The organism is Saprospira grandis, from assembly GCF_027594745.1.
GTDB lineage: Bacteria > Bacteroidota > Bacteroidia > Chitinophagales > Saprospiraceae > Saprospira > Saprospira grandis.
The window spans coordinates 3,564,741-3,579,288 of the sequence record NZ_CP110854.1; the positions used below are offsets into that span (position 1 = coordinate 3,564,741).

A 14,548-nucleotide genomic window follows, 5' to 3' on the forward strand; every position below is an offset into this window, starting at 1 on the left:
GGATGGATATATATACCTGTGGGTTGAAACCCACAGCAACAAAAGCGGCCATACTAAGTGCAATAAAAATGAGCCGACGGTTAAAACCATCGGCCCATAATAAGTTGTAATAAATAGCAAACAAAGGCTATAAGATGTTTATTTATGGAGGGTTTTAACCCTCCATGGAACATAAAATGCATTCGTTAATTGGCTGTAGGTTTCAACCTACAGCTATGGCCGAAGGCCAAACGGCCTAGCGATGTGCAGCAGTGGCCGAAGGCCAGACCCAGCGGGCGCAGCCCGCGCAGGGCCGAGCGAACAGCGAGCTGCGAAACGTAGCGCCGACGAGCGAAGCGAGGCGGAGGCCCCAAAACAGCAGCGAGCTCTGAAACGACAACAAGGACTTTAGTCCGTCTTCGACGACCAAAGGGAGTAACCGCCGATGAGCGAAGCGAGGCGACAACAAGGCGCAAGCCGCAGTTCGACGACCAACGGGAGTAACGCCCCAAAACAGCTTCCTAATGCGCTTCCAACCAATTATCGCCTTCATCGATGCCGACCAAAATGGGCACCTGCAAATTGGGCAAAGCGGTTTTCATTTCTTCCTCCACCAATTGGCGAAGTTTGGCCAATTCTGATTTGGGCACATCAAAAAGGAGTTCATCATGCACCTGAAGGATCATTTTGCTCTGCAAGCCTTCGGCTTTGAGGCGATTTTGCACCTTAATCATGGCCAGTTTAATCATATCGGCAGCGGTGCCCTGAATGGGGCTATTGATGGCATTTCGCTCGGCATGTCCGCGCACTACCGCATTTTTTGATTTGATATCGCGGAGATAGCGGCGGCGACCCAACAAGGTTTCCACATAACCTTTTTCCTTGGCCGTTTCTACGGTTTGCTCCATATATTTTTTGAGGCCGGGATACTGCTTGAAATATTGCTCAATGAGCTCGGCAGCTTCCTTGCGCTTGATGTCCAAATTTTGCGAAAGATTAAAAGCCCCAGCGCCATAAATGATACTAAAGTTGACCGTTTTGGCATTGTAACGCTGTTCTTTGGTCACTTCTTCAATATCCACCTCATAAATGCGGGCCGCCGTGGCCGAGTGAATATCTTGGCCCGCCTTAAATGCGGCCAACATGGCCTCATCGCCGCTAATTTCGGCAATTAGGCGCAACTCAATCTGCGAGTAATCCGCCGCCAACAAGCAATGATTTTCGTCTCTAGCAACAAAAGCCTTGCGAATTTCTCGGCCTCTGGGCGTACGAATCGGAATATTTTGCAAATTCGGATTATTAGAACTCAAACGGCCCGTTGTGGTCAGGGCTTGATTGAATGAGCTATGCAAACGGCCCGTAAATTTATTGACCAAACGGGGCAGGGCCTCCACATAAGTCGAACGCAATTTGGCCAATTGGCGATACTCTAAAATCCAGGCAATAATTTCATATTTAGGGGCCAATTCGCTCAATTTTTCTTCATTGGTCGAATATTGGCCGGTTTTGGTTTTTCTCCAGCGGTAGGGGATTTCCAATTTATCAAAAAGCAATTCGCCCAACTGTTTAGGCGAGTCCAAATTGAGCAAGGGGGCCTCGGCCTTTTCTAAAATCTTTTTGACCAAGACATCGCTTTCTTGCTTGAGCTCTTCGGCATAATTGTTCAAAAAGTCGCTATCCAAAGCCACCCCTTCAAATTCCATATCCACCAAAACATAAATCAAAGGCGCTTCCATTTCATTATAGAGGGCCAATAATTCTTTAGACAATTGGGGACGCAATTTTTCATAAAGTTGCCAGCTAATGTCGGCATCTTCGGCGGCATATTCAATGACCTTTTCTAAAGGCACATCTCGCATACTGCGTTTTTTCTTGCGGCCTTTGCCCAAGAGGTTTTCGATGGGAATGGGCGAATAATTGAGGTAAGTTTCCGATAAATAATCCAGACTATGTTTTTTATCGGGCTCCAACAAATAGTGCATCAGCATGCTATCCCAAAGTTTGCCCGCCACTTTTATATCGTAAAAGCGGAGCATGAGCAGGTCAAATTTTAGGTTTTGGCCCACCTTGGCAATTTCGGGATCTTCAAAGATGGGGCGAAACTCTTCGAGCAGTGTTTTTGTGGCCGCCTGATCTTCGGGCAGGGCCAAATAATAGGCCTTATGGGCTTGCAGGGCAAAAGAAAGGCCCACAATTTCGGAGCCCAATTCTAGGCCCGTCGTCTCACTATCGAAGCAAAAAATGCCTGCTTTTTTGATCTCGGCAATCAGGGCCGCTCTTTTTTCGGCTGTATCCAGCAAAATATATTCGTGCTGGGTATTGCTATGCGTATGATCGACCAATAATTCATTGGCGGCCTTGAGTTTTTTCTTGGGCGCTTCCTCGATGGGCTGCCCAAAAAGATCGACCTGTTGAGGGGCTTTGGCCGCGGCTTCTTGGCCCAAAATCCGTTTGCTCAGACTTCTAAACTCCAGCTCCTTAAAAATTTCGGATAGGGCTTCTCGATTAAATTCTTCCAAGGCATATTTTTCCGCATCAAATTGCACGGGCACATCCAACTTAATGGTCGCCAATTCCTTAGACAAAAGCGCCTGTTCTTTATTTTCCTCTACTCGTTCTTTTTGTTTGCCTTTGAGCTCATGCGTATGCTCCAACAAATTTTCGATGCTGCCATATTTGGCCAATAATTTTTGGGCCGTTTTGGGACCAATACCCGGAATGCCCGGAATATTATCCACCGCATCGCCTTGCAAGCCCAAAACATCAATCACCTGTTCTACCCGTTCAATTTTCCATTTTTCCAAGACCTCCGCCTTGCCCAAAACAGAAAACTTATTGCCAAAACGAGCGGGTTTATACAAAAAGATCTGATCTTCCACCAATTGCGCATAATCCTTATCGGGCGTCATCATATAAACCGAAAAGCCTTCTCGGGCGGCCTGTTTGGCCAAGGTCCCAATCACATCATCGGCCTCATAATTGGGCACGGCCACCACCGGAATATTAAAGGCCTCAATAATTTGCTTAACATAGGGAATCGCCAAGCGAATATCCTCCGGTTGCTCCTCCCGATTCGCTTTATAGGGTTCATACATTTCATGTCGAAAGGTCCCGCCGGGCAAATCAAAAGCCACGGCAATATGCGTAGGTTTTTCTTTGCGCAATAATTCCCAAAGGGTAGAAGTAAAGCCATTCATGGCCGATACATTCAAGCCTTTAGAGTTAATCAATGGGTTTTTGATAAAAGCAAAATGTGCCCGATAAATTAGGGCCATCGCATCGAGTAGGAATAATTTTTTTTGCATTGATTTTTTTTCTAATTCTAATTTTTTGGGGCTGCCCCTTCCGCTGGGTTGAAACCCAGCGCAAAGCGGCATCGCTTTGCGAAGCTATACAAAATGAGGGTTAAAACCCTCATGAATTATCGGTCGGGTCGGGCTGTTGCGCAGCTCGCTGTTCGCTCGGCCCTGCGCAAAAAAACAAGTTTTTTGCTAGGTCTGGCCTTCGGCCACTGCTGTCCATCCCTCAGCCGCCTCGCTGCGCTCCTTTGCGGCGGCTTCGCCGCCTGTCCCCTCCAAAAAAAAAGGAGCGGAGTTTGGGCCAAAAGATAATGAATTTATTTTGAAGGGAGAGGATTTGTGGGGGAGGAGAGGAAGAGCAGTGAAATAGCTTCTTAGATATGATGTAACAAAATTGTAGACTAAAGCTTGACTTTTTGAAAGATAAAAACTACTCTTGAACAATCACTTACAAAAGTAAATACATAAAAATGTTATCCCTAATAGAATTCAAACCCAATAAGGAAGTCGAAAGGAAAGTTAATTTTTTTGCAGACTATTATCTCTATGCGAACAAGTATTTAGGTCGATACAGTCATTTAAGATTTGAAACGCCCTATACACTTGTGGTAAAAATAATTTTTCAGCTAGAAAATAATCCTGATAAATGGATGGGCTATATACATAACTATATGGCACACCCATATCTTGATCTTAAATTTTTAGAGGATTATTTATCGATTAAAAATTTTAGCCATTATGAAGCTGCTAAAGAATGGATGACAAACTATCAAAACTGTAAGGTCAAGATTGATAGCGCTAATAAAAATAAGCTCAAAAAGCAATTGGAAGAACAACTTAGAGATAACTATTATGCAAATTTACCTGTAATAAAAGCCTTTGCCCAAGAATTAGAAGAAAAACAACTGGAGGTACTTGTGAATCTGCTTAACAACAGATTACAGTGTCAGCACTCTTTAGAGGAATCAGAGCATAAACAGGACTTAAGGTTTTTAGCTTGCATGATTAACTCTGATTTGAAGTTTTCAGATTTATCCGAAAAAGGGGTTAGTCAGTTAATACATAAATTGATGAGTAAAAGGCATCAAACTTTCCCATTACCCTCTCATATAGAAGAAAAACGAAGCCAAGAAGATTTTCTATCAATTGTAGAAAACTTTTTTGCTAATCGGACTTTTACAGAACAGTTTGAAGGTATTCTTAACTTTAAGGAAAAAAAGAATAAAGGGTGCTACTTGTACAAAGTCTATGGGTTTATTCTTCCTGAGGGTAAAGTTTTTGACTATAATGGAATTAAATTTCATCCAGCAGATGATTTAAAGTTTAAGTTATTAAGAGATGATAAAAGAAATTCAGAGTTCTTTTTAGAAGAAAATATTTCTATAGCAGTTATAGAGGGTAATACTAGAAATAGTAACCAGGCTAAATCACTTTTGGAAGATTTAGAAAGAATTTTAGGCTATTTTAATGTGAAGAATCAATTGAATAGTTATGTAGATAGAAGCTGTTATTTAGTGACTGAGGATTTTATTTCTTGTATTAACTCTTGGTCGTGGGATAAATCAAGTTCACAATTGACTGAGCTCGATTTTGATTCATTGCAATACGATTCCCCCTTCTTTTGTCAGTATACTTCAGAGGCCTTAATATCTTTTCAGTCAAAGGAAAAAATATATGAGTTAGCAGTTACCTCTAAAGAAGTTACTCTCTTATGGCAGTATTTAGAAGCCTTAATTCCATTACGAGATGGGAAAAAACAAGTAAAGGCTATTTGTGCAAAAATGTTACTGTTGTATTACAAAAAAAATATAAGGAGACATTATGCTGAAGCGATTATAAATCTTCTTATAGTGTTGTCAAAGTTACCTACTCATGAGGATGATATTTCGAGGACAGAGCTTAATAAAATGGCTTGGCCAGAAGTTAATCCTAAGCTTATATATGAAACTTCAGCAGCATTTGAGGAGCAGTATCCAATGATTAAGGAAACTAGAGATGCATATAAAAATGCCCATAAAGAGCTCAAGACGGAATATAACTATTACTGTCAGATATTAGAGGAGTTCTATGAGCTTCGAAATGCCTACATTCATGGAGGAGAAGTAACTTCACATGCTAATATTAAGCTAAGTCATATTATTCCAAAGTATGTCAAGCAGATAAGATTTATTCTCATGAAAGAAATGGAAGCACAGCAAGAATTAAGTTTTACAGAGTTAATAAAAAAATTGTCGAAAGAGGCCGATCAGTTAATTTAATAGCCCTTTCAATTAGCGGCTTTCAAATAGCAAAAGGCCGAAAAATCACTCAGATTTTTCGGCCTTTTTTTTGCTACTACCTTTGCAATCCCCAAAAAATAAACTTAGCTTTAAAAAGCAACAAAAAATATAAAGACTTATGGGCCAGTTGGATAAAAAGTTTCAGGATTATAAGCTGAGCAAAAAAATGCTCAAGGCCTTTTATGGTATTTCTTATCCTACTTTGCGTAAACGCCTAAGGGCTGCGGGTTTGGAAGCATTTATTGGCCGCAGAAAATTTTTGTTTGGGGAGTTTTTGCTCATTTTTAAGGCCTTGGGCCAGCCTGAGCAAATTTATAAGGAGCTAGAAGAGCTGGCACAAATTTATGAACAACTTTTGGCGCTGGGCCTTTTGCAAGGGGCCTCTCAAAAAGAGTTGCCGCAAAAAGAAATAACAACAAACAAAAGACGGTCCGCTGCGCCTATTTTACGGCCTTTGGAAGAGCCGCTGGCCTTGCTCAACCGCTTTATTGCGCTCTATTATCAGTTGCTTTTTCAAGCTTGGGAGGCTATGGTGGGACAGGAAATGAAAAAATTGCCCAGGAAGTTGTTGGGGCAGGCCGCTTAGTTTTTCTACTGCAAAAAAAAGAATGGTTTTTACTAAAAATTTTCATGGGCTAATGTGAGGCCGTTCGGATCGCTAGGGCTTAAAACAGCGAAAAAAAAATTGCTGTACCGATAGGAGTGCGTGTTTTATAGATTATTTTTGGCTTTTTAAGGTGATTAAATTTAGAAAGGCCATGCTTTTCTTTCTATGAAAGAAATTATTTAAGTAAGATTATTGCACAGCAACATTCGTTTTACAATTATAAAAAGTAATGAAACAATTAGTAGGTGTTCTTTTGATTTATTTAATGGCTCCAATTGATATTGCTTTTACGCAACAACATTTAGTTAATCATGATAGCCTCAGGATAGACCTTAATCAGATGCTAAATGATTTGGAGTCTTCATATGTTTATTTTGAAGATAAGCATATTGATATCTCTTGTCTTAGAGATTTTTACAGTCAACGAATTAAGCTTGTAAGCACAAAACAAGAGGCACTTTTATTATTTGAATATTTATTAGATGAATTTTATGACAGCCATCTGATGCTAAATGCGAATAGTTATTATTCATATCGTCTTCATTCTCCAGTTTATTGTCAAATACGAGAGGGTGATTTTTATATACAACAAGTCTGGCTATCTCAAATTTCTAACTTAGACGAAAATATTTTAGGGGCAAAAGTTCTTACATTTAATCACCAAGATTTTGATTCGGTCATTGATTCATTCCCTACTCATTGTCAGGATAAAAATAACCCTATTATTCGAGAGTGGATTGCAAATAAAGTATTAGCTGGACGATATAGTGAAACACGAAAGGTAAAATTAGCTTTAGCAGATGGCAAACAGATTACCATCAATCTAGATAGTTTTAACTACCATCCAAACTCGTCTAATTTGTCGTGTAAAAAAATAGGTGATTTTGGATATATCCGAATTAATAATTCATTGGGTAATAATGATTTAATTCGTGATTTTGATCGTGCATTAGATAGCTTTATCGATACAGATGGGTTAATTTTGGACCTTCGGAATACCGTTGGTGGAGGCAATACATATGTAGCTAGGGGAATTATGGGGCGTTTTATAACTGAGCGACTTCCCTATCAAGTACATTGGATAGAAGAACAATATGGAAGTGGTCCTAAGATTCCCCGAAGTTGGCAAGAGTTTGTCACAGCTAGGGCAAAAACTTATCATCAGCCAGTAATTGTACTTGTTGGTCGGTGGACAGGCAGTATGGGAGAAGGGCTTGCAATAGGATTGGAGGCATTAGATGTTGGATTAGTCGTTGGGACCGAAATGGAAAGACTAGCTGGTAGTATGTATGGAATTCCTTTTTTATATCAAAACTATCAATATCGTATAGCTAAAGAAAAGATATTTCATGTCAATGGAATAGCAAGAGAGGCCTATATTCCCAAATATTATGTGCCTCAACATGATATAAACAAAGATGAGGCTTTAGAAAAAGCGTTAAAAATTTTGAAGAAGAAAAAGCCTCACCAATTTATGTTTTTTCGACGGAGAAGAAATAACTGATCATAGTTATATAAAGGCCTTCTTTAGCCTTTTAATCGTTTAAAGCCATAGTAAATTAGGCCGCAGCAAATGAATAAGCCTAAAATGGCGGGAATCAATATTGATTTTCCTGCTTCGGCTGCATTTTGAAGACTCCAAATCATTTTGCCCGTTGCCATGAGGACAATGACGGCTAGGCCCATGAGCAAACTTCGTTTCCAAAAAGCTAGTCCTAAGGCAATAAAGGAGATAGGAATTGTTAAGGTTAATAGGCCTTTATTCCATGTCCATTCGCCATAGAGGTAGTCTTTTTCAAAGGCCAAAAAATCACTCAGATTTTTCGGCCTTTTTTTGCCCCAGCGCTCAAATTACTCCCCGCCAACAATTGCCTTTAAATTTTCAAAATGAAATTTTAGTCTACTGACAATGGTGTCTATGCTTATCTCTGTCTCGGGCGCAATTATTTTTTCGACATCAAGATAGACTCTGTTTTTGTGAGTAGTTCCTTCATCTAAAGGGCAGTTAGGATATTTTTTAAGGATGCGCTCCTTAAAAGTTTTCCAATTTTCCAAATCCCATGTGGTGATTTGTATGAGGTATTCTCCTAATGCATTTTCTTTTGTTTCCTTGTAGAGGGATTCAATTCCAATTTCGTACTTCTTAGAAGTGAATTTATTATACACTAAATAGAATGCTGTTTTCCCGTCGTGGATAAACCATTTGGGATCAGTTTGAGCTCCTATTTGCTTTTTGATCTTCCGTAAATTTTCATGTTGGAGATCTAGTCTAGATTTTTTGTAGGCTTCATATTGGCTGATCAGCTCGTTGATTTCCTTGCTGTTATCAAAGAAGAAATCAGAATTTTTTCGGTCTATGGAGTCATTTGTGGACATATTTTCAATGGTTTCTATAAAGTCTTGTAAATGTGTTAGATAGCGCTGGTTGCAGTCTGCGGAATAGTCGCCTAAATTTTTCTTGAGATAGAAGAAGAAGTCAGCATAAGTGAAGGCTTTAAAGTCATTAGTGGCCATTTTCTCCAACTCTTCTGCCTTAGTAATTTCGTAAACAGAAAGAACGAGATTAAAAGACTGCTCTTTACCGTAGGCATCAGTTCTGGCTTTGTATTTATCTAGAGGGTTGTAAAGACTGGCGGTAATTTTATTCTCTATACCAATGACAAAGTCTGAACCAGTGATGACAATATCTAATCTTTTGCCCTCTGCATAGTCTTCTGGAATTACTTGAATTTCATCCTCATAGAAACTTATGTCCTCTGCCTCCAATAATTCAAAGAGAGAGCGTAGGAATAAATCCTGAAAGCCATGTTCTTCTTTGGGAGAGAAATAAAAGCATAAAATTCTACTGCAGACCTCTTCAAAGCGGCTAGCAGGGTACTTGCATATCTCAAGGAATGTTTTTTTCTTTTTTGGGAGGGCCTGAAATTCTTTGAGTAAGGAGTTGATGTCCATTGGGCCTTAAGGTTTTTAGGGGCGATGAAAAATGATGTAGCGCTAAAAGCGGTACTCTACTTCCTCAAGTTAATATTTTAATATTGATTTAGAGCATGAAAAACTATTGGATCTGATTGTAATCCCTTTCAATTAGCGGCTTTCAATTAGGCTGTAGCTCAAAAAACGACTGCATTTTTCTGCCGAAATAAAAAAAGCCCAGTTTAGCCGGAGCGGAGAAAAAAACAGCGGCCAAAACTGCCGAAGAAAAAAGCCAAAAGAAAAAAAATAGATGAGCGGCTTAGGGATGGCAGCGGGTGGCCGCAGGCCAGACCCAGTTTTTTTGAGCGCAGCGAAAAAAACGCAGGGCCGAGCGAGCAGCGAGCCCGCGAACAGCCCGGCCCGGCCGCAGGGCGGGCAAGCCCCAGAAAAAAAAGAAAAGAAGAAATCACTCTTGCTCCTCCAAACTTTCTAAAAAGGCAAGGGAGTTTTAGAAAAACGAATGCTAGAGCAGGGAGACAAAGGCCATAAAAAAAGTAGCCAAGGATAAAAATCCTCAGCTACCCACTAAATTTTTATGGGCGGATAGTTTTTAGTCTTGGCTTATGCTACCCGCTTTATTTAGATACTTTAATCCTTAGAGTTCATTAAACAGAATCACTTTTATATTGGGAAATTGCTTGTTCAACTCTTTTTTTAAGCCAACAATATGAGATGCTCCAACAAATAATATATTTTTTCTGAATGTATTGGCTTCAATTTGTCGGCCAAGGTTATACGCAAAACGTTTATTTCGCTGCTTAAAGTAGTCTACGGCTTTTGCACAATCAGGCTGTTCCATGTCTGTATATTTTAGGCCACTTAAGCTATCTAGTAGCTCAAGATGTTTAGGTTTATTATTGACAATTCCGTATCGGCCAAAAATTGAGGGGAAAACTTCTCGCAGGACTATTTTTCGGATTATTTTTTTTTCTTTTCTTTTTACAGGGGTCTTGTCTATTGCTTTTTCGCAGGCTTGCCAGTGTTGATGAAATTCAGCATTGGTTTGTTGATCATCGGAGGCATATAATTTTTTATGTCCTAGTTTCAGCGCTAGTTTACGAGATAGTTCATAGTTTTCATGTCGTTTAGACTTTTTATGGCCCTCTGGGAAATAATCCTGAACATATCTATAGTAGTAAAAATTAGGGTAATCGAGTTGATAAGCAAATGAAAGGCAAATTTTTTTGAAATCGTCTTTAGTCATTTGCTGAAAATCTTTGCTCAACAGATGCTCTAGGGTGTCTTGATTAAAGTCAAACTCTTCTCTTACTTTTAGTGAATACTGATAAAAATTTTTGAGGCTCTCATTATGGCCATTTTTTAGGTAGGCCCAGCTCAAAGAGTCTTCCGGCCTAACAGTTTCAACAAAAATAGCTTCTGGTTGATAGGCTAAAGATTTTTTAAATAGGGGTTTATAGCTGTTTTTTAGGCGTTTAGGTAGCATGTGCATTGTTCCAACTAAAACAATTTCTTTTTGTTGGGCAAGCATTAGGGAAAAGTAGAATGTTAGGCTTAGACAGAGTAGGTATTTCATTATTTAATAGATTTTAAAGTGAGACTAACTACTTGAATAAGATACCTATTATTCAATTTTTTCTTAAAAAATCTATTAACTAGCTTAAATTTTTATCCAAGGATGGCGGTAATGATTCCTTTCAATAGCTTTTTGATGCAGACTGGAAAACAAAAAAAGCCGAAGATCATCTCTTCGGCTTTTCTATTCTACTGAAACAGATCCTCAAAAAGTTGCTCTACCTTAGAGAGTGGAACAATTTCTATATCGTAATTGGCGGGATCGATCCCTTTCATATTAAACTTAGAAACGTAAATTTTTTCAAAGCCGAGGCGATTGGCTTCTTGTATGCGTTGTTCGATGCGTTGGACCGAGCGAATTTCTCCAGACAAACCAATTTCTCCTGCAAAACAAACATTAGAGGGCATGGCCACATCTTCCAAAGAGGAGAGGAGGGCGGCCACCACGGCCATATCAATAGCGGGATCGCTCACTTTTAGTCCCCCGGCTACATTGAGAAAGACATCATTATTGCCAAACTGAAAACCGCAGCGTTTTTCCAAAACCGCCAAAAGCATACTCAATCGGCGGAGATCGAAACCCGTGGCCGAGCGTTGGGGCGAGCTAAAAACAGAAGTAGAAACCAAAGCCTGAATTTCGATCAGCATGGGGCGAATGCCCTCTACCGTGGCGGTAATTGCCGAACCGCTGAGATCCTCTTCTTTTTGGGTGAGCAAAAGTTCTGAAGGATTAGAAACTTCGCGCAAACCGCGGCCCTGCATTTCATAAATACCGAGTTCGGCCGTAGAGCCAAAGCGGTTTTTGATGGTCCGCAAAATGCGGTGGGTATAATTTCGGTCGCCTTCAAATTGCAGCACCACATCCACAATATGCTCCAGCAGTTTGGGTCCCGCAATCGCCCCATCTTTATTGATGTGGCCAATCACAAAGACGGGAATATTGGTCTCTTTGGCAAAGCGTTGCAATTCAGAAGCGCATTCTCGCACCTGAGAAACGGAGCCCGGAGGCGATTCAACATATTGCGAGCTCAGCGTTTGAATCGAATCGACCACCAAAACATCGGGGTTCAAAGTGGCCGCCTGCATCAAAAGGTTAGTCAAATTGGTTTCGGCCATCAAAAAGCAGTCATTATCGCGCAGCCCGAGGCGTTCGGCCCGCATTTTAATCTGTTGTTCGCTTTCCTCGCCCGAAACATAAAGCACTTTGCCCGAAAAACTCAGGGCCAATTGCAGCATCAGGGTCGATTTTCCAACACCGGGTTCTCCACCAATCAAGACAATCGATCCACTCACGATACCGCCGCCCAAAACCCGGTTCAATTCTTCATCATCGGTGGGCCTTCGCACTGTTCCATCGCCCTGCACCTTAGTAATATGTGTAGGGCGGGCATGCTCTTGTTTTCGCCCTCTTTTTTGGGTCCAAGCGCCCTGGGTCGCCTTTTTGGCCTCCTGCTTGGCACTGCCCTTTACTGTGACCTCCTCTTGCAAGCTATTCCACTCGCCACAAGCACTACAGCGGCCCTCCCATTTTAGCGAAACATTGCCGCATTCGGTACATACAAAACTTTTCTGCGCTTTAGCCATTTCTTTAATTTTGCAACAAATTAGTGGCCTTTTTTTGCTTTTGCAACTCTTTGTTGGTGTTTTTTATTTTGGGGCCCGCGGCCGCCCTTTAATTTGGGGCGGCCGCCGCTAGGCTTCGCCGCTCGCAGGTCTGCTCGGCCCTGCGTTTTTTTTCGCTTTGCTCAAAAAAACTGGGTCTGGCCTGCGGCCACGGCTGCGCAGCGCTGGGCCAACTGGCCCTTCGGGCCAAGCAGCTCGCTTCGCTCGCTGCTCTTTTTGGGCCTAATCTTCTTCTGGGGCTTGGAACTTATAGCCTACGCCACGGACCGAGAGAAAAAATTGGGGATTTTTGGGATCTTCTTCAAAATACTTGCGAAAAGAAAGGATAAAATTATCGATCGTGCGGGTAGAAGGGTAGACATCATAGCCCCAAACGGCCTGTAAAATCTGTTGTCGAGAAACGGCTTCTCCTGCTCGTTCTATGAGTAGCTTGAGGAGCATTCCTTCTTTTTTGGTCAGTTTAAAATCTTGGCCATCTTGGCCCTTGGCGCTTTGCTCTTGAAAATTGACATAATTTGGCCCAAAATGATACTCTTCTAGGGTATTGGCGCGGTGGTTTTGGCTTCTTTTGAGCAAAATCTGAATGCGGAGCAGCAACTCCTCTAGCATAAAGGGTTTGGTAATATAATCATCGGCCCCTTTGCGCAGGCCTTGGATCTTATCGGCGCTACTATCTTTGGCGGTGAGGAAAATAATGGGGGTTTCGCTATCGTGCAGGCGAATTTGTTCGCAAACATCTAGGCCGTCCATTTCGGGCAGCATAATATCGAGTAGAATGAGGTCAAAGTGTTGGCCCAAAAACTGGGGCAGCACGCTTTTGCCATCGGCAAGGGCCAAGACCTCATAGCCCTCTAGTTCTAGATTGAGGCTAAGGGTTTCGCGGATATTTTCTTCATCTTCTACCAAAAGGATTCGAGCAATATGGTCCATATATATAGTATAAGTTTAGTAAACTGTTTTGGGCGGGCTAATTTATGGCTGAGGGATGGAAAGCAGGGCCGCCGAAGGCGGCAGACCAAAGGCTTTTGAAGCAAAGCGAAAAAGCCTGCAGGGCCGAGCAGACCTGCGAGCTGCGACAGAGCCCGACCCAAGGCCGCAGGCCGCAGGGGCAGCCCCAAAAAAACAAAAAATTATTTAATCGGCAACTTGATCGAAAAAATGCTGCCTTGGGGTTGGTTCTCTCGGATTTGGATTTGGCCATGATGGGCGGCCACCACTTTTTGGAGAATATAGAGGCCCAGGCCGGTGCCCTTGCTTTTGCGGGTGCGTTCATCGCCAATGCGATAAAACTTTTGAAAAATGGCTTGGCGTTCGGTTTTGGGAATGCCGGGCCCTTGGTCCTTAAATTCGATCAGATAATGGTCTTTTTTTTGGCGCAGCTCCACGGATAAAAAGGGGCTTTGGCCAGCGTATTTCAGGGCATTATCGAGCAAATTATGAAAGGCAGATTGCAGCATACTGCGGTCGCCTTGGGGCATACAATCTAGTTGATCATCATAGATAAATCGAATTTCCTTGGGGAAGCGGGGCTGCACCCATTGGATGACCTCTTGGAGCAATTGTTTGAGATCGAGGCATTCGAAAATATATTGGTGGCCGCCTTCTACCCGGGCGGCCAGCAAGAGATCTTGGACCAGCTTGTGGAGTCTTTGGTTATCTTGCAGGGCATTTTTGCTCAGGCGTTGGATTTGCTCGGGGCTAAGTTGGCGCTTTTGAAAAGTTTCTAGAATCAATTGGACCGAGGCGATGGGCGATTTGAGCTCATGCGTAATAGAAAGCAAGAAATTTTGTTGTTGTTGGGCCAGCGCCCATTGTTTGCGTTGGCTTTGCACAATTTTGTAGACGCCGAGAAGGAGGAGGGAGAGAAAAACCAGCCCTTCGCCCATAATCATCATCCGTTGGCGATGGTAATGGCTTTGGGCCGCCTGAAAACTAGGCAAAGCTTGCAACTGCTGTTTGCTAACATCTGGGTGAATGGCTTGGATTTCTGCTTGTTGTGCGCTCCAAACGGCCTCCGTTTTTGTTTGCAACAAATAGGCCCACCAACTGCCTGCTAATAGGATATAGGCCATGACCAAATAGAGCAAAATATTGATAGAACGTTGATTCATTGGCTTTGTCATTAGAATGTCCAGTTGGAAAATTACGGCTTTTTGCAGGCAAGATAAATTTTATCGAGAAATTAGTTGCTGGACTTAAAAGTTAAGTCCTTGCTAAAAAAAAAGGGATAAAAGGGAGAAGGCAGTGGCCTTTTC

Annotated in this window: 10 protein-coding genes; 3 read left to right on the top strand and 7 right to left on the bottom strand. The window is 41.8% G+C overall.

Going from position 1 to position 14,548, the window contains the following annotated elements:
• Positions 1 to 500 precede the first annotated feature (500 nt).
• Positions 501 to 3,284, bottom strand: coding sequence for a DNA polymerase I (polA, locus tag OP864_RS14065; protein ID WP_270098787.1), 2,784 nt, complete (start codon positions 3,282 to 3,284; stop codon positions 501 to 503).
• 464 nt (positions 3,285 to 3,748) lie between these two features.
• Between polA and OP864_RS14070 the strand changes: the two genes are divergently transcribed.
• The 3 genes from OP864_RS14070 to OP864_RS14080 all read left to right on the top strand — a co-directional run bounded on the left by OP864_RS14070 (position 3,749) and on the right by OP864_RS14080 (position 7,668).
• Entirely contained in the window at positions 3,749 to 5,536 is a 1,788-nt protein-coding gene (locus tag OP864_RS14070) for a hypothetical protein (protein WP_270098788.1), read from the top strand.
• Between the two features lie 139 nt (positions 5,537 to 5,675).
• Entirely contained in the window at positions 5,676 to 6,143 is a 468-nt protein-coding gene (locus OP864_RS14075; RefSeq protein ID WP_270098789.1) for a hypothetical protein, read from the top strand.
• A gap of 250 nt (positions 6,144 to 6,393) precedes the next feature.
• On the top strand, positions 6,394 to 7,668 hold the full coding sequence (locus OP864_RS14080; protein ID WP_270098790.1) for a S41 family peptidase: 1,275 nt from the start codon (positions 6,394 to 6,396) through the stop codon (positions 7,666 to 7,668).
• 23 nt (positions 7,669 to 7,691) lie between these two features.
• Here the strand turns inward: OP864_RS14080 and OP864_RS14085 are convergent, their stop codons facing one another.
• The 6 genes from OP864_RS14085 to OP864_RS14110 all read right to left on the bottom strand — a co-directional run bounded on the left by OP864_RS14085 (position 7,692) and on the right by OP864_RS14110 (position 14,404).
• Positions 7,692 to 7,970 carry a hypothetical protein gene (locus OP864_RS14085; protein WP_270098791.1) on the bottom strand — a complete coding sequence of 93 codons (279 nt, stop codon included), beginning with the start codon at positions 7,968 to 7,970 and terminating at the stop codon, positions 7,692 to 7,694.
• Positions 7,971 to 8,015: 45 nt separating this feature from the next.
• Positions 8,016 to 9,116, bottom strand: a complete 1,101-nt coding sequence (locus OP864_RS14090; RefSeq protein ID WP_270098792.1) for a PD-(D/E)XK nuclease family protein — start codon at positions 9,114 to 9,116, stop codon at positions 8,016 to 8,018.
• Between the two features lie 616 nt (positions 9,117 to 9,732).
• Positions 9,733 to 10,671, bottom strand: a complete 939-nt coding sequence (locus tag OP864_RS14095; protein WP_015693857.1) for a DUF5694 domain-containing protein — start codon at positions 10,669 to 10,671, stop codon at positions 9,733 to 9,735.
• 188 nt (positions 10,672 to 10,859) lie between these two features.
• Entirely contained in the window at positions 10,860 to 12,254 is a 1,395-nt protein-coding gene (radA, locus tag OP864_RS14100) for a DNA repair protein RadA (RefSeq protein WP_270098794.1), read from the bottom strand.
• 261 nt (positions 12,255 to 12,515) lie between these two features.
• Positions 12,516 to 13,223 carry a response regulator transcription factor gene (locus OP864_RS14105; RefSeq protein WP_270098795.1) on the bottom strand — a complete coding sequence of 236 codons (708 nt, stop codon included), beginning with the start codon at positions 13,221 to 13,223 and terminating at the stop codon, positions 12,516 to 12,518.
• Positions 13,224 to 13,423: 200 nt separating this feature from the next.
• Positions 13,424 to 14,404 (bottom strand): sensor histidine kinase, encoded by a 981-nt coding sequence (locus OP864_RS14110; protein WP_270098796.1) that lies wholly within the window; start codon positions 14,402 to 14,404, stop codon positions 13,424 to 13,426.
• Positions 14,405 to 14,548 lie beyond the last annotated feature (144 nt).

Coding starts and splice junctions, on each gene's coding strand:
- polA (WP_270098787.1), bottom strand. CDS start 3,284: ATGCAAAAAAAATTATTCCTACTCGATGCGATGGCCCTAATTTATCGG.
- OP864_RS14070 (WP_270098788.1), top strand. CDS start 3,749: ATGTTATCCCTAATAGAATTCAAACCCAATAAGGAAGTCGAAAGGAAA.
- OP864_RS14075 (WP_270098789.1), top strand. CDS start 5,676: ATGGGCCAGTTGGATAAAAAGTTTCAGGATTATAAGCTGAGCAAAAAA.
- OP864_RS14080 (WP_270098790.1), top strand. CDS start 6,394: ATGAAACAATTAGTAGGTGTTCTTTTGATTTATTTAATGGCTCCAATT.
- OP864_RS14090 (WP_270098792.1), bottom strand. CDS start 9,116: ATGGACATCAACTCCTTACTCAAAGAATTTCAGGCCCTCCCAAAAAAG.
- OP864_RS14095 (WP_015693857.1), bottom strand. CDS start 10,671: ATGAAATACCTACTCTGTCTAAGCCTAACATTCTACTTTTCCCTAATG.
- radA (WP_270098794.1), bottom strand. CDS start 12,254: ATGGCTAAAGCGCAGAAAAGTTTTGTATGTACCGAATGCGGCAATGTT.
- OP864_RS14105 (WP_270098795.1), bottom strand. CDS start 13,223: ATGGACCATATTGCTCGAATCCTTTTGGTAGAAGATGAAGAAAATATC.
- OP864_RS14110 (WP_270098796.1), bottom strand. CDS start 14,404: ATGAATCAACGTTCTATCAATATTTTGCTCTATTTGGTCATGGCCTAT.